General features: G+C 62.5%; 15 protein-coding genes. 10 read left to right on the forward strand and 5 right to left on the reverse strand.

Annotation, left to right across the window (positions count from 1 at the left end; genetic code table 11):
- Positions 1-13 precede the first annotated feature (13 nt).
- The 3 genes from M728_RS04165 to M728_RS04175 form a co-directional block, all read right to left on the reverse strand.
- On the reverse strand, positions 14-283 hold the full coding sequence (locus M728_RS04165; protein WP_026612668.1) for a hypothetical protein: 270 nt from the start codon (positions 281-283) through the stop codon (positions 14-16).
- Between the two features lie 158 nt (positions 284-441).
- Positions 442-888 (reverse strand): TIGR02301 family protein, encoded by a 447-nt coding sequence (locus M728_RS04170; protein ID WP_026619166.1) that lies wholly within the window; start codon positions 886-888, stop codon positions 442-444.
- The gene (locus M728_RS04175; RefSeq protein ID WP_026619420.1) at positions 885-1,355 is read right to left on the reverse strand and encodes an NUDIX hydrolase; all 471 of its coding nucleotides are present in this window, start codon (positions 1,353-1,355) and stop codon (positions 885-887) included. The genes M728_RS04170 and M728_RS04175 overlap by 4 nt, the downstream gene beginning before the upstream one ends.
- Positions 1,356-1,416: 61 nt before the next feature.
- On the opposite strand from M728_RS04175, the gene M728_RS04180 reads away from it, so the two are divergent.
- The gene (locus M728_RS04180) at positions 1,417-2,196 is read left to right on the forward strand and encodes an SOS response-associated peptidase (protein ID WP_034883097.1); all 780 of its coding nucleotides are present in this window, start codon (positions 1,417-1,419) and stop codon (positions 2,194-2,196) included.
- On the opposite strand, the gene M728_RS04185 is transcribed toward M728_RS04180, so the two are convergent.
- Positions 2,193-2,390 carry a hypothetical protein gene (locus M728_RS04185; protein ID WP_034883099.1) on the reverse strand — a complete coding sequence of 66 codons (198 nt, stop codon included), beginning with the start codon at positions 2,388-2,390 and terminating at the stop codon, positions 2,193-2,195. The two genes, M728_RS04180 and M728_RS04185, sit on opposite strands and share 4 nt — an antisense overlap.
- Positions 2,391-2,802: 412 nt before the next feature.
- Between M728_RS04185 and cysS the strand changes: the two genes are divergently transcribed.
- The 7 genes from cysS to rarD all read left to right on the forward strand — a co-directional run bounded on the left by cysS (position 2,803) and on the right by rarD (position 9,461).
- The gene (gene cysS / locus M728_RS04190) at positions 2,803-4,203 is read left to right on the forward strand and encodes a cysteine--tRNA ligase (RefSeq protein ID WP_026619168.1); all 1,401 of its coding nucleotides are present in this window, start codon (positions 2,803-2,805) and stop codon (positions 4,201-4,203) included.
- Positions 4,204-4,226: 23 nt separating this feature from the next.
- Positions 4,227-4,709 (forward strand): GFA family protein, encoded by a 483-nt coding sequence (locus M728_RS04195; RefSeq protein WP_026619169.1) that lies wholly within the window; start codon positions 4,227-4,229, stop codon positions 4,707-4,709.
- On the forward strand, positions 4,706-5,182 hold the full coding sequence (locus M728_RS04200; protein WP_026619170.1) for a GFA family protein: 477 nt from the start codon (positions 4,706-4,708) through the stop codon (positions 5,180-5,182). The genes M728_RS04195 and M728_RS04200 overlap by 4 nt, the downstream gene beginning before the upstream one ends.
- A complete protein-coding gene (locus tag M728_RS04205; protein ID WP_026619171.1) occupies positions 5,182-5,682 on the forward strand; it encodes a GFA family protein in 501 nt (166 codons plus the stop codon). The genes M728_RS04200 and M728_RS04205 overlap by 1 nt, the downstream gene beginning before the upstream one ends.
- The gene (gene pip, locus M728_RS04210; protein WP_026619172.1) at positions 5,679-6,641 is read left to right on the forward strand and encodes a prolyl aminopeptidase; all 963 of its coding nucleotides are present in this window, start codon (positions 5,679-5,681) and stop codon (positions 6,639-6,641) included. Before M728_RS04205 ends, pip begins: the two co-directional genes overlap by 4 nt.
- A gap of 51 nt (positions 6,642-6,692) precedes the next feature.
- On the forward strand, positions 6,693-8,309 hold the full coding sequence (cimA, locus tag M728_RS04215) for a citramalate synthase (protein ID WP_026619173.1): 1,617 nt from the start codon (positions 6,693-6,695) through the stop codon (positions 8,307-8,309).
- 213 nt (positions 8,310-8,522) lie between these two features.
- Positions 8,523-9,461, forward strand: a complete 939-nt coding sequence (gene rarD, locus M728_RS04220) for an EamA family transporter RarD (protein ID WP_026619174.1) — start codon at positions 8,523-8,525, stop codon at positions 9,459-9,461.
- 9 nt (positions 9,462-9,470) lie between these two features.
- Here the strand turns inward: rarD and M728_RS04225 are convergent, their stop codons facing one another.
- Positions 9,471-10,088 (reverse strand): TIGR00730 family Rossman fold protein, encoded by a 618-nt coding sequence (locus M728_RS04225; protein ID WP_026619175.1) that lies wholly within the window; start codon positions 10,086-10,088, stop codon positions 9,471-9,473.
- A gap of 246 nt (positions 10,089-10,334) precedes the next feature.
- Between M728_RS04225 and M728_RS04230 the strand changes: the two genes are divergently transcribed.
- Both M728_RS04230 and M728_RS04235 read left to right on the forward strand, forming a co-directional pair.
- The gene (locus M728_RS04230) at positions 10,335-12,041 is read left to right on the forward strand and encodes a LysM peptidoglycan-binding domain-containing protein (protein ID WP_026619176.1); all 1,707 of its coding nucleotides are present in this window, start codon (positions 10,335-10,337) and stop codon (positions 12,039-12,041) included.
- 173 nt (positions 12,042-12,214) lie between these two features.
- On the forward strand, positions 12,215-14,104 hold the full coding sequence (locus M728_RS04235; protein WP_026619177.1) for an ABC transporter ATP-binding protein/permease: 1,890 nt from the start codon (positions 12,215-12,217) through the stop codon (positions 14,102-14,104).
- The last annotated feature ends 40 nt before the right edge of the window (positions 14,105-14,144 follow it).

A 14,144-nucleotide genomic window follows, 5' to 3' on the forward strand; every position in this document is an offset into this window, starting at 1 on the left:
GGCAGTCCTGATGTTACTGAATTGTCCGCTGTGGCGAGAACTCTCCGGCGAGCATGCGCTCACGAAGCGAATTCAACATTGCCTCGGCACCTTCTTCGCCATGGAGCCGAATCGTCTCGCGCATGGCTAGTGCGATCGCTGCATCAGCAATGATTTCCGGCTCGATACCATCTGCCATGCCGTCCGCCCAGGCCTCGTTCTGGTGCTCAAGGGCTGCCTGCATCTTCTCGTGGACGATCATGTCATCGATGTCGGTCAGGCTTGGTTGCATCATTCGTTCCATGCGGCTTCCGTTACGTGCACTTGGCTAACCTAGCGCCTCTCCGCTGAACCGCGACTGAACGGGCAGACAGGCCGGTCACTTCTTACCACTCTCTTAATAAACTTAGCAGTCTTTTCCCGAAACGACACGGCCTCGCGGAAAAAGAGGTTAATTTATCCCTAATTTCCAAAACGGGCGACGATTTCTGAAGCGAGTGTTGCACCTTCGGCACGGTATCGCTGCTCTGCGAGCGTCGCCGGCTCAGTGCAGCTCGTATAGACGGATGCGAAGGTCCGGTAGCCTCGGTTGAAAGCGGCGGTCATGCGCTCGCGCCGTTTCGGCTCGCCGGCCGTTTCCTTGTCGAGGAGTTCCTGCGCGGAGCGTCGCCAGGCGTCCTCCGGCTGGCCGAGGCAAAGATTGCGCAGATAGTGGACCGATCCGAGGATTTCGGCGAGGCGAAGCAGCCGCTCGTCGTAGGGCGTCGGCTTTTCCTCCGGGGCCGGGGCAGGGGAAGTCTGGTTTTTTTCCTGCGCGGCGGGCTGCTTTTCCTGCGCCACCGCACCTGCGGCTGCCGCGAGGAGGGCGCCCGTCAGGAGAAGTCTAAGCAAGAACGCTGCGCTGATCATGAGCGCATCAAATCCGAATCGGCACCGTTTGCAAGGCCACATCGGCCGGGATGCCTCGTCAGCCGGACGGCGGCCAGCTTCTCCACACAGTCGCGAACGCTAGGGGGAATGGGAAGCGCGAAGATTTCCTCCGGTGTGAACCAGCCGACACCGGCGGCGTCGTCGCAAGCGACGGCGACCGAATCGGCATCGGCCTCGACGGTGAAGACGGACAGCAGGAAATACCGCCCCTCCGATTCTTTTCCGGGCAGATCGTAGGTCTCGAAGAGCACGGGATCGCGACCGCTTATGCCGGTTTCCTCGGCGAGTTCGCGCAGGGCCGTCTCCGCCGGCGTCTCGCCGGGCTCCGCCCTGCCGCCGGGAAAGGCATACATGTCCGCCGACGGCGGATTGGCCCGCCGGACGAGCAGATAACGTCCGTCCCGTTCGAGGATGGCGGAAGAAGCGTGTTCGGGTTGGTTCGGCATCTGGGAATCGAATTTCAACTGGGTCGTTGACCCATCTTACGTGAAGTGCCACACCGATGTCATGTGCGGACGCTTTGCGCTGACGGCAACGCCGGAAGAATTGATGGAATTGTTTGGCTTGCTGGAGGCGGACGACTTCCCGGCTCGTTTCAACATCGCCCCGACCCAACCGATCATCGTGATCGTCGCTTCGGATCGGGCGGAGCCGGGCAGCAATCTCCCGGAGCGCAAGGCCCTACTCGTGCGCTGGGGGTTCACCCCGGGCTGGGTAAAGGATCCTCGTAAATTCCCGCTGCTCATCAACGCGCGTGCCGAGACGGCAGTCGGCAAGGCCGCCTTCCGCGCGGCGATGCGCCACCGCCGCATACTGGTGCCGGCCTCCGGCTTCTACGAATGGCGGCGTCCTGCGAAAGGCGGTGGCGAACCTTCGCAAGCCTATTGGGTGCGCCCCAGAAAAGGCGGCATCGTCGCCTTTGCCGGGCTTATGGAAACCTGGTCCTCCGCCGATGGCTCGGAGGTCGACACGGCGGCAATCCTCACGACCGACGCGAATCGCGTTGTCCGCCACATCCACGATCGCATGCCCGTCGTCATCGAGCCGGAAGATTTTGCCCGCTGGCTCGACTGCAGGACCCAAGAGCCGCGCGACGTGACGGATCTCATGGTTCCGGCTGCGGAGGCCTACTTCGAGGCGATCCCGGTCTCGGACAAGGTGAACAAGGTCACCAATACGGGGCCCGAGATTCAGGACGAGGTCGCGCCTGTCATTCCCGCCGCGCCGGCAGCAAGCAAAGCCCGGGCGGACGATCGCGACGATGACGGCCAGATGTCGCTGTTCTAAGTGCTTTTATGTCTGCGGGTCGGACCGACCCCGAGATGATCGCCCTCAACGGGGCGCTTCATGACCTTCTTGCCAGCAGGCTTGGCTTTTACCTGTAGTGCGGCGGCGAGTACGGCCTTCAGGCCGAGCGGGCGGTACTTCGTCAGCAGATCGGATGGGGGCGGCTTGCGTTCGGCGGTCTTGGCGGCCTTCATTGCATGTATTCCTTGGTGTCTTCCCTAATCAGCGCATTTGTCTTCGTTACTTTTGAACGAAAACCATGTCCCTGTTGTTCCTCGGGAAACAGGACCTGAAGCAGTGTCGGCTGCATTCGCGAATCTCCTCCCCCGGTATGGCGATGTCACATAAGCCAAATCGTGACAAATCCATGGCCGCTATGGTTGCAAAATGACGACTTTCGCTTGCATGGCGCTCTCCTCTTGACCGGCGCCGAGCGACGCGCGATAAGGATCGCCATGAAAACGGTTATCTGCATTATCTGCCGGAAGATTATTCGCTAGCGCTCCCGCTGGCCTGGCCGTTTTCGTCTCCAGAAATCCAAGATGACAAACGCGGGGCCATCCGGGCGCTATATTCCGATGGTTGCATGCAGGCTTGGAGATTGGGATGGCCGCAATGCCGATTTTGAAGCTGTACAACACGCTGACGCGGGAGAAGGCCGATTTCCGGCCGATCGATCCTCAAAACGTCCGCATGTATGTCTGCGGCCCGACCGTCTACGATTTTGCCCATATCGGCAATGCGCGGCCGATCATCGTCTTCGACGTGCTCTTCCGGCTGCTGGTTCATGTCTATGGCGAAAGCCACGTCACCTATGCACGCAACATCACCGACGTCGACGACAAAATCAATGCGCGCGCGCTGCGCGATTATCCGGGTCTGCCGCTGAACGAAGCGATCCGGCGCGTGACCGAGACGACTGAAAAGCAGTTCCTCGACGATGCCGCAGTGCTCGGCTGCCTCGATCCGACCGTACAGCCGCGCGCCACGGAAAATATCGCCGAGATGATCGAGATCATCGAAAAACTCATCGCCAAGGGTCACGCCTATGAGGCGGAGGGCGAGGTGCTCTTCGACACCACATCGATGGCGGATTACGGCCAGCTTTCGAAGCGTAATCTCGAGGAGCAGCAGGCCGGCGCCCGCGTAGCGGTCGAGGCGCATAAGAGAAATCCGGGCGACTTCGTGCTCTGGAAGCTCTCCGAAGAGCATGAGCCGGGCTGGGAGAGCCCCTGGGGGCGCGGCCGTCCCGGCTGGCATATCGAATGCTCGGCGATGAGCAGGCACTATCTCGGCGAAGTGTTCGACATTCACGGGGGCGGGATCGATCTGATCTTTCCGCACCACGAGAACGAGATTGCCCAATCGCGCTGCGCTCACGGCACCGAGGTGATGGCGAACGTCTGGATGCACAACGGCTTCCTGCAGGTCGAGGGCCGCAAGATGTCGAAGTCGGAAGGCAATTTCATCACCATCTACGAGCTTCTGCATACGGAGAAGTTCGGCGGCCGCAAATGGCCGGGCGAAGTGCTGAGGCTGGCGATGCTGATGACTCATTACCGCGAGCCGATCGACTTCTCGATGAAGCGGCTGGAGGAGGCCGAGCATCTGCTCTCGAAGTGGCCGGTTGCCGGTGAAGTTCGAGAAGAGCCGGATCCGGCGGTCGTGGCGGCGCTCGCCGACGATCTCAACACGGTCGCGGCGATCCAGGCGCTTCACGCTCTGGCTCAGAAGGCCTCCGCCGATTCGCGGTACCTCGGCGTCTTCGCCGCGAGTGCCGCGCTGATCGGCGTGGTGCCGAAGGAAATCGAGCTCGACGAGGCGGTGGTCCACGAGATCGACGGCCGCGTGCGCGCGCGTCTCGAGCTCCTAAAGGCGAAGAATTATGCAGAGGCGGACGCAATCCGAGCGGACCTCCTGGCGCGCGGCATCCAGCTCAAGGACGGCAAGGACCCGGAGACCGGCGAGCGGGTGACGACCTGGGAGGTGAAGCGGTCCCAAGCCTAGGCAAGACGACAGAGGAGGACGACATGGCTGACGATATCCATACCGGCGGCTGCCAATGCGGTGCGGTCCGCTTTCGCGTCGAAGGCAAGCTCGGCGACGCCTCGGTCTGCCACTGCCGCATGTGCCAGAAAGCAAGCGGCAATTTCTATTTGCCGCTCGTTTCCGTACGCGGCGCGAAGGTCACGTGGACGCGCGGCGAACGCAAGCGGTTCCAGTCCTCCAACTTCGTCTGGCGCGGCTTTTGCGGCGATTGCGGCACCCCGCTTACCTACGAGGCGCCGGACGGGATGGCACTGGCGATAGCGGCCTTCGACAGGCCGGACGGGATCCCCCCGATGATCCAATGGGGTGTCGAGGCGAAATTGCCGTACGTCGATCACATTCGGGAGCTCCCCGGCGAGGAGACGATGGCCGATGCGGACGCGGCATCATTCCTTGCGAATCTGGTTTCCTATCAGCATCCAGACCATGACACCAAAACCTGGCCACCGGAGGAAAAACGATGAGTAATGCCGTCAGAACAGGAGGATGCCAGTGCGGCGCCGTACGCTTCCGCATCCACGGTGAGCTTGGGCGACCATCGATCTGCCATTGCCGCATGTGTCAGAAGCAGTTCGGCTCGTTCTTCTCGGCCTTGGTGACGGCGCCGAAGGACGGAGTCGAATGGACGCGGGACGAGCCGAGCTATTTCCAGTCCTCGGTCAATATCGACCGCGGCTTCTGCCGGAAATGCGGCACGCCGCTGACCTATCGGCACCCGGGCGGCCTCGAAATCGCGATCGGCGCCTTCGACGACCGTTCCGATCTCGCCCCGAAAATTCAGGTCAATTACCAGGCGCGGCTTCCCTGGGTCGAGACGATCTTCGACCAGCCCATCCACGAGGATCCGGATTATTACGCTCGGCAGGAGCGGATCATCTCGTTCCAGCATCCCGATCATGAGACCGATCAATGGCCGTCGGCCGGGACCTGGGCATGATGATCCGACGCATCTTCACCGGCGGCTGCCAATGCGGCGCGGTGCGCTATCGCGCCGAAGGCACGCTCGACGATCCGCATATCTGTCATTGCCGCATGTGTCAGAAGGCGGCAGGGAATTATTTCATGCCGCTCGCCAATATCGCGCGCGAGGATTTCCGCATCACGCGCGGGGAGCCGTCCTGGTTCTGCTCGTCGGGCCTCGTGCGGCGCGGCTTCTGCCGCAATTGCGGCACGCCGCTCTTCTACGACATGCCGGAGGCGAGCTTCCTCAACATCGCGCTCGGAACGCTCGACGATCCCGATGACGTGCAGCCCATCTATCAATCCGGAGTCGAGTCTCGGATGTTCTGGTTCTCGCATCTGCCGAAGCTCTCGGAGAAGGAGACGGACGACGGCAGCGAAGCCGCGGCAGAGCGCCACCTGCGTGTCCTGGAAACCAACCGCCAGCATCCGGACTTTGACACCGTGCACTGGCCGCCCGAGGAAGACCTATCGTGAGTTCCCCATTGCGTAGCCTTTATCCGGAAATCGAGCCCTATGCCTCCGGCCACCTCGATGTCAGCGACGACCATAGGGTCTACTGGGAGCGGGTGGGCACGCCCGGCGCGAAACCGGCCGTCTTTTTGCACGGTGGCCCCGGCGGCACGATTTCGCCGAACCATCGCCGCCTCTTCGATCCGGCGCTCTATGACGTGATGCTGTTCGACCAGCGCGGCTGCGGCAAGTCGACTCCGCATGCCGAGATCGAGGCGAACACGACCTGGCATCTCGTCGCCGACATCGAACGGCTGCGGGAACTGGCAGGTGTCGACAAGTGGCTCGTTTTCGGCGGCTCCTGGGGATCGACGCTGGCGCTCGCCTATGCCGAGACCCACCCGGAACGCGTTTCCGAACTCGTCGTCCGGGGCATATATACGCTGACCAAGGCCGAACTCGACTGGTACTATCAATTCGGCGTCTCGGAGATGTTCCCGGACAAGTGGGAGCGCTTCATTGCCCCGATCCCGCCGGAAGAGCGCCACGAGATGATGCAGGCCTATCACCGGCGCCTGACGAGCGAGGATCGCGCGACGCGGCTTGCGGCCGCCAGGGCCTGGAGCATCTGGGAGGGCGAGACGATCACGCTCCTGCCGGAACCGACGACAAGCGCGCACTTCGAGGAAGAGGAATTCGCGCATGCCTTTGCCCGCATCGAGAACCACTTCTTCGTCAATGCCGGCTGGCTCGAAGAGGGCCAATTGCTACGCGATGCCCATAAGCTCCACGGCATTCCGGGCGTGATCGTGCACGGACGTTATGACATGCCGTGCCCCGCGAAATATGCTTGGCAGCTGCACAAGGCCTGGCCCGAGGCCGAATTCCACCTGATCGAGGGTGCAGGCCACGCCTATTCGGAGCCGGGCATCCTCGACCGCCTGATCCGCGCCACCGACAAATTTGCCGGCAAGACCGAATAACGCGGGAAAGGCCGCGTTGACTTAAACTGAACCGCACGTTGGAACCGAGACATGACCAGGGAACGCATCTATCTCTTCGATACGACGCTTCGAGACGGGCAGCAAACGCCCGGCATCGACTTTTCGGTCGAGGACAAGATCGCGATTGCGACCCTGCTCGACGAATTCGGCATGGACTATGTCGAAGGTGGATACCCGGGCGCCAATCCGACGGATACGGAGTTCTTCAAGCACAAGCGCACCGAAAAAGCGTCCTTCGTAGCCTTCGGCATGACCAAACGCGCCGGCGTTTCGGCCTCCAATGACCCGGGCCTAAATGCCCTGCTCGCTGCGGACAGCGATGCTGTCTGTCTCGTCGCGAAGAGCTGGGACTACCACGTGGCCGTAGCACTCGGTTGTTCCAACGAGGAGAATCTCGAGAGCATCCGCGCCTCCGTTGAGGCGGTGGTTGCCTCCGGCCGCGAGGCGATGGTCGATTGCGAGCATTTCTTCGACGGCTACAAGGCGAATCCGGCCTATGCGATCGCCTGCGCGAAAACGGCGCTCGATGCGGGCGCGCGCTGGGTCGTGCTCTGCGACACCAACGGCGGCACCCAGCCCTCGGAAATCCGCGAGATCGTCTCGGCCGTGATAGCGGCAGGCGTGCCCGGCGCAAGTCTCGGCATCCACGCCCATAACGACACGGGCCAGGCCGTGGCGAATTCACTGGCCGCGGTCGAAGCCGGCGTCCGTCAGATCCAGGGCACGCTTAACGGCGTCGGCGAGCGTTGCGGCAATGCCAATCTGGTGACGCTGATTGCGACGCTTGCGCTGAAGGAGACCTATTCCAGCCGCTTCGAAACGGCAATCGACACCGAAAGGCTCCAGGACCTGACCGAGCTCGCGCATTCCTTCGACGAGCTTCTCAATCGCTCGCCGGACCCGCAGGCCCCCTATGTCGGCGCCTCGGCCTTCGCTACCAAGGCGGGCATTCATGCCTCGGCGCTGCTCAAGGACCCGAAGACCTACGAGCATGTTGCGCCTGAAAGCGTCGGCAATCTGCGCCGGGTCATGGTCTCGGACCAAGGCGGCAAGGCCAATTTCATCAACGCGCTCAAGCGGCGCGGCATCGCGGTCTCCAAGGACGACCCGCGGCTCGACAAGCTCATCTCGATCGTCAAGGAGCGCGAGGCGACGGGCTACGCCTATGAGGGCGCGGATGCGAGTTTCACGTTGCTCGCCAACCGCATTCTCGGCACGGTGCCCGACTTCTTTCACGTGGAGAGTTTCCGGGTGATGGTCGAGCGCCGCTTCGACGCAAACGGCAAGTTGAAGACGGTGTCGGAGGCGGTGGTCAAGGTCGTGGTCGACGGCGAAACGATGATGTCGGTCGCAGAGGGCCATGGCCCGGTCAATGCGCTCGACCTCGCTCTGCGCAAGGACCTCGGCAAGTATCAGTCGGAGATCGCGGATCTCGAACTCGCCGATTACAAGGTGCGCATCCTGAACGGTGGCACCGAGGCAGTGACCCGCGTACTGATCGAATCGACGGACAACACCGGCGCCCGCTGGTGGACGGTCGGTGTTTCCGACAACATCATCGATGCTTCCTTCCAGGCGCTGATGGACAGCATCGTCTACAAGCTGCTCAAGAACCGGGACCAGGTCGGGTTGATCGCGGCGGAGTAGGTTATCCGGCTTTCACCCCTCTGCCCGGCCGGGGCACAGGGGCATGTAATGTTAAGCCGCTCTCAGCCTTCGCTTCACGGAAATGAATTGGTGCATCACCGTTCGTTGGAGTAGGACGCAAGAGGAGGGACGGTGACGGTCTTATGGGCCTGCCGTCGGTTAAGGCCGGAGCGGTTTCCGCTTGGCTCCGGCGAAGTTTTCAGGATCAAGACCATGGCTGAACCGAACGCGAAATCATCCGCCGAGAATGTCGATTCCGCGAGAGGTTTCGCCTTCGCACTTGCCGCCTACCTGCTTTGGGGTTTCCTGCCGTTTTTCATGAAGGCGGTAGCGCATATTCCTGCGGCGGAAGTCGTCGCGCACCGCATCGTCTGGTCGGTGCCTCTTGCCGGGCTCGTGCTCCTGTGGCTCGGCCGTACGCAAGAGATTAAGACTGCCCTGCGCTCCCCGCGGATGCTGAAGATGGCAACGCTGACGGCCGCCCTCATCACGGTCAACTGGGGCATCTATGTCTGGGCGATCGGTGCCGGCCGGGCGATCGAGACGGCTCTCGGTTACTACATCAACCCGCTGTTCTCGATCTTTCTTGGTGCCGTGCTGCTCAAAGAAAGGCCGAATACGGCGCAGATGGTGGCGATTGCCCTTGCCGCCCTTGCCGTCGCCGTGCTTGCCTTCGACGCCGGCGGTCTTCCCTGGGTCTCGCTCGGGCTTTGCTTCTCCTGGGGCTTCTACGCCTTCTTCCGCAAGACCCTGCCGATCGGTCCCAATCAGGGTTTCTTCCTCGAAGTCCTGCTCCTCAGCGTGCCCGCGGCCGGCTACATCATCTGGCTCGAAGCTACGGGGCAGGGGCATTTCGGCGATACCAGCATGGCCGACGTCCTCCTGCTTCTGTCCTGCGGCATCGTCACGGCAGTGCCGCTGATGATCTATGCGAATGGCGCGAAGCTGCTCAGGCTTTCGACAATCGGCATCATGCAATACATCGCCCCGACGATGATTTTCCTGATAGCGGTTTTCGTTTTCCACGAACCTTTCGGGACCGCAAAACTCGTCGCTTTCGTCCTGATCTGGGCCGCGCTCTTCACCTATTCGGGAGCGATGCTGGCCGAGAGCAGGGCCCGCCGTGCCGCCCAGCCGACACCGGCCGAGTGAGGCCGAAAATCAGAGCCTGGAAATGATCTCGGTTTCGCCGTCGCGGCCCATCGCAGCGGCCGATGCCAGGATGCCGGGAACGATGTCTTCCGCCCCGTCAATCACCAGCGGCTGGACCAGGTGCGCCGTGTGGACGAAGCCCTGTTCGCGCATGTGCTGGATGAGTTCCAGCATAGGGTCCCAGAAGCCGTTGATATTGCCGAAGACCATCGGCTTCCTATGGCGGCCGAGCTGCGCCCAGGTCATGATCTCGACGATTTCCTCGAGTGTACCGATGCCGCCGGGAAGCGCCACGAAGGCGTCGGCGCGCTCGAACATCTTGTGCTTGCGCTCGTGCATGTCGGCGGTGACGATCAGCTCGCTGAGTTGACCGAGCGAATGGCGGGTCGCTTCCTTGTCCATGAGGAATTCGGGAATGATGCCGGTGACATGGCCGCCGGCGGAAAGCACGCCGCTTGCGACCGCGCCCATGATCCCGCGCGTGCCGCCGCCATAGACGAGTTGCAGGCCGTGTTCGGCAATCGACTTTCCGAGGATACGGCCCGCCTGGATATGGGCGGGGTCGCGCCCGGGCTGGGAGCCGCAATAGACGCAGACGGATAGAATCGGGCTTGCTTCGTTTCTCATGAGCCCAAGAGACATTGCAGCGCAGTACGGGTCAAGAAAAATAAGGGAAAGAGCACTTTCGTTCAGGCCGATGAGCAGCAAAAGCTTGTACTGAACTGTAGGAAACGTTAGCAATTTCACTAATACATTGAAGAATTCGGACGGCTATGCCGCTATTGCGCTATAATGTGTATTGGCGTCGCAGGCTCGGGCCGGCGAAAGGGGCATGAGCGGAGCATAAAGACGCTCCGCCCTGTGGAGAGTGGCATGATAAAGAATAAGGCCAGCTGGGTGGCCCTCGGTGTCCTGGCGATTGCGACGGCGTTGATGGTCTTCGTGGTCCAGCCGAACCTGCGCGAAAGCGACGAGCAGGCGGCGCAATCCATTGCGAGCGGCGAGGCCGGCCAAACGGCGTCTGCGACGAAAACCGAAGGCCCATCCGCCAACGTGCAGCAAGGCACGGTCGGCGAGCAAGCGGCGGGCGCCGCGGGCAATGCGGCGCCGGCATCCGAGACCGCTGTAAACGGGACCATTCCGGGGTTCGACATCCTCCGCGTCGAGCCGGACGGCTCCACGGTGGTTGCGGGCAGGGCGGAGCCGGGCACCAAGCTCGAGATCCTGAGCGGCGATAAAGTCGTCGGTACGGCCGACGTCGGCGCCGCCGGAGATTTCGCCGCCGTCTTCGATAAGCCGCTTGCTGCGGGCGATCACCAGCTGACGCTCAGAAGCGTCAGCCCGGACGGCGCCACGAAGACGTCGGACGAAGTCGCAACCATCTCCGTGCCCAAGGATCCGAGCGGGCAATTGCTGGCGATGGTGTCGAAACCCGGCGAGGCGAGCCGCCTGATCACGACGCCGAAGGCCGAGACGAAGCCGATCCAGGCGAAGGCCGAGCCCGCCGTCGGTGACCCCGCTGGCGCTTCCGTTCCACTCGCGAAACCGAATGGCGTGCCGGGTCTTCAGGTCACGGCCGTCGAGATCGAGGGCGGCACGATGTACGTCGCCGGCAATGCCAAGCCCGGCTCCCTCGTGCGCATCTATGCGGACGACAGGCTGCTCGGCGAAATGAAGACGGACGACAAGGGACATTTCGTCGTCGATGGTTCGATCGAGCTCTCGGTCGGCACCCACATCATTCGCGCCGACATGATGAACGAGGATGCCAGCAAGGTGGCGATGCGCGCCTCCGTGCCCTTCGACAGGCCGGCGGGCGCGCAGGTCGCCGCCATTGCCGGCCCGTCCGACACGCCGGTTACGGCCCTCGGCAGCCTCAAGACGGAAGCAGGAAAGGCACTCGCACTGTTGAGGGGGCTCTTCGCCGACGGAAAACAGCCTTCGGGCGAACAGCTTGCCGCCGCCCGCTCGGCAACGGAATTCGCGCTCCAGTCGCTCGCCGAGTTCAAGCCGGCTGCCGATGCCGATCCGGCACTCGCGAAAGCCGCGGCCGAAACATCCAAGGCGGCGGCTAGCGCGCTGACCGCACTCAAGTCCTCTCCGCCGGACCCGGCAAGCGTTGCCGCCGCGTTGCAGAAAGTCGATGAAGCCATCGGTTCCGCATTGACGCAACAGAGCCTCGGCACCGCCGTTGCGACGGTTGAACTTCCGGCCGCCACGGGGAGCGGAGCCACCAGGGCGACGGACGCGCCAAAGGTCAAGAATGCGGAGGAAGCGGCCGCCCCAGCGGCCCAGCAGACAGCAGCATCCGATGCGACGCAGGAGCAGCCGGCAACGATCGAACAGGCGCCGCTCAAGGAAAGCAAGACGTCCGTCATCATCCGCCGCGGCGATACGCTCTGGCAGATTTCGCGGCGCGTCTACGGCGCTGGCGTTCGCTACACGACGATCTATCTCGCAAACCGCGAGCAGATCGGCAATCCCGACCTGATCCGTCCCGGTCAGGTTTTCGGGGTCCCCGACGAGGCCCTCTCCGACGAGGAATCGCGGGAAATACACCGCAAGCATATGCGTCACTAAGAATAGCCGGTCTTTTGCCGGCACTTCCATTGCACCGGCGGCAGGGTGGACCTATCTGTCAGGAAATGCGGCGTCTTCAAAGGGCGCCGCTTTTCATTGAAGCTGGAGCGGGAAGGACGATGTAGGGCTCGCGCCTGCCTCCCGCGTTTCCAAAAATCGAAGCGGACTGAGACGTGGCACCCCAAAAGAAGAAGACGGTATCCGCCGACAGCGCCAATCCCGTCGGAACCATTGCGAATCTCTGGCCTTATATGTGGCCGGCGGATCGCGTCGACCTGAAACTCAGGGTCGTTTGGGCAACGGTAATCCTTGTAGTCGCCAAGGTCGTGCTCATTCTCGTACCCTATTTTTTCAAGTGGGCGACGGACGCCCTCAACAACAAGCCGGACGCGCTCGGCCTTCTGCCGCAGTTCCTGACCGGCGCCGTCATGCTGGTGCTCGCCTACAATCTCGCGCGCCTGCTGCAGGCGGGCCTGAACCAGTTGCGTGACGCGCTCTTTGCGAGCGTCGGCCAGCATGCCGTACGCCAGCTTGCCTACAAGACCTTCGTTCATATGCATCAGCTTTCATTGCGCTTCCATCTCGAGCGCCGCACCGGCGGGCTGTCGCGCATTATCGAGCGCGGCACCAAGGGCATCGAGACGATCGTCCGTTTCACCATCCTGAACAGCGTACCGACAGTCATCGAGTTCTTGCTGACGGCGGTGATCTTCTGGTGGGGCTACGGCTTCACCTATCTCTTCGTCACGGCGGTCACCGTCTGGCTCTATATCTGGTTTACGGTGCGCGCGAGCGACTGGCGGATCGCGATCCGCCGCTCGATGAACGACAGCGACACCGATGCGAACACCAAGGCGATCGATTCGCTCCTCAATTTCGAGACCGTCAAATATTTTGGCAACGAAGAGATGGAGGCGAAGCGCTTCGACAGGTCGATGGAGCGCTATGAACGTGCCGCCACCCAGGTCTGGACGTCGCTTGGCTGGCTCAACTTCGGCCAGGCGCTGATTTTCGGCGCCGGCACGGCTGTGATGATGACGATATCGGCGCTTGCCGTGAAGCGCGGCGAGCAGACGATCGGCGACTTCGTCTTCATCAACGCCATGCTGATCCAGCTCGCAATTCCGTTGAACTTCATCGGCTTCGTCTATCGCGAAATACGTCAGGGGCTGACCGACATCGAACATATGTTCGACCTGTTGGACGTCCAAGCGGAGGTTGTCGACAAGGCGGACGCCAGGGAGCTCAAGATCGGGCGCGGCGCAATCGCCTTCCGCGACGTGCATTTCGCTTATGAAGGCGCCCGGCCGATCTTGAAGGGCATTTCCTTCGAGGTCCCGGCCGGCAAGACGGTCGCCGTCGTCGGGCCGTCCGGTGCCGGCAAGTCCACCCTGTCGCGGCTGCTCTACCGGTTCTACGACGTTCAGCGGGGCTCGATCACCATCGATGGCCAGGATGTGCGAGATGTGACGCAGAAAAGCCTGCGCGCGGTAATCGGCATGGTGCCGCAGGACACGGTGCTGTTCAACGACACCATCGCCTATAACATCCGCTATGGCCGGGTGACGGCGACGGACGCCGAAGTCGAGGCCGCGGCTGAAGCCGCGCAGATCGCCGATTTCATCCGCGGTCTGCCGGAGGGCTACCGGGCGACGGTCGGCGAGCGCGGGCTGAAGCTCTCGGGCGGCGAAAAGCAGCGCGTGGCGATCGCCCGCACCATCCTGAAGGCGCCGCCGATCCTGATCCTTGACGAGGCGACCTCCGCGCTCGACACCAAGACCGAGCAGGAAATCCAGGCGGCGCTGGACGTCGTGTCGCGTAACCGCACGACGCTCGTCATCGCGCATCGGCTCTCGACGGTCATCAATGCCGACGAGATCATCGTCCTGAAGGACGGCGTCATCGCCGAGCGCGGCACACACGGCGAGCTGATCGAGCGGGATGGCCTCTATGCTTCAATGTGGAGCCGCCAGCGCGAGGCAACGCAGGCCGAGGAGCAATTGAAGCGGGTGCGCGAGAGCGACGATCTCGGCATCGTCGATCGAGGCGTGCCGGCGATCTGACCGAAGCGGCCGGTGCGGTCAGGCGCTCTCGCCTGGCGTT

Source organism: Ensifer sp. WSM1721 (assembly GCF_000513895.2).
Classification (GTDB): Bacteria; Pseudomonadota; Alphaproteobacteria; order Rhizobiales; family Rhizobiaceae; genus Sinorhizobium.

Bases quoted from the DNA above. Each gene is read 5' to 3' on its own strand.
- M728_RS04165 (WP_026612668.1), bottom strand. From the start codon at position 283: ATGGAACGAATGATGCAACCAAGCCTGACCGACATCGATGACATGATC.
- M728_RS04180 (WP_034883097.1), top strand. From the start codon at position 1,417: ATGTGCGGACGCTTTGCGCTGACGGCAACGCCGGAAGAATTGATGGAA.
- M728_RS04225 (WP_026619175.1), bottom strand. From the start codon at position 10,088: ATGAGAAACGAAGCAAGCCCGATTCTATCCGTCTGCGTCTATTGCGGC.
- M728_RS04195 (WP_026619169.1), top strand. From the start codon at position 4,227: ATGGCTGACGATATCCATACCGGCGGCTGCCAATGCGGTGCGGTCCGC.
- M728_RS04200 (WP_026619170.1), top strand. From the start codon at position 4,706: ATGAGTAATGCCGTCAGAACAGGAGGATGCCAGTGCGGCGCCGTACGC.
- M728_RS04170 (WP_026619166.1), bottom strand. From the start codon at position 888: ATGATCAGCGCAGCGTTCTTGCTTAGACTTCTCCTGACGGGCGCCCTC.
- M728_RS04175 (WP_026619420.1), bottom strand. From the start codon at position 1,355: ATGCCGAACCAACCCGAACACGCTTCTTCCGCCATCCTCGAACGGGAC.
- cysS (WP_026619168.1), top strand. From the start codon at position 2,803: ATGGCCGCAATGCCGATTTTGAAGCTGTACAACACGCTGACGCGGGAG.
- rarD (WP_026619174.1), top strand. From the start codon at position 8,523: ATGGCTGAACCGAACGCGAAATCATCCGCCGAGAATGTCGATTCCGCG.
- M728_RS04185 (WP_034883099.1), bottom strand. From the start codon at position 2,390: ATGAAGGCCGCCAAGACCGCCGAACGCAAGCCGCCCCCATCCGATCTG.
- M728_RS04205 (WP_026619171.1), top strand. From the start codon at position 5,182: ATGATCCGACGCATCTTCACCGGCGGCTGCCAATGCGGCGCGGTGCGC.
- M728_RS04230 (WP_026619176.1), top strand. From the start codon at position 10,335: ATGATAAAGAATAAGGCCAGCTGGGTGGCCCTCGGTGTCCTGGCGATT.
- cimA (WP_026619173.1), top strand. From the start codon at position 6,693: ATGACCAGGGAACGCATCTATCTCTTCGATACGACGCTTCGAGACGGG.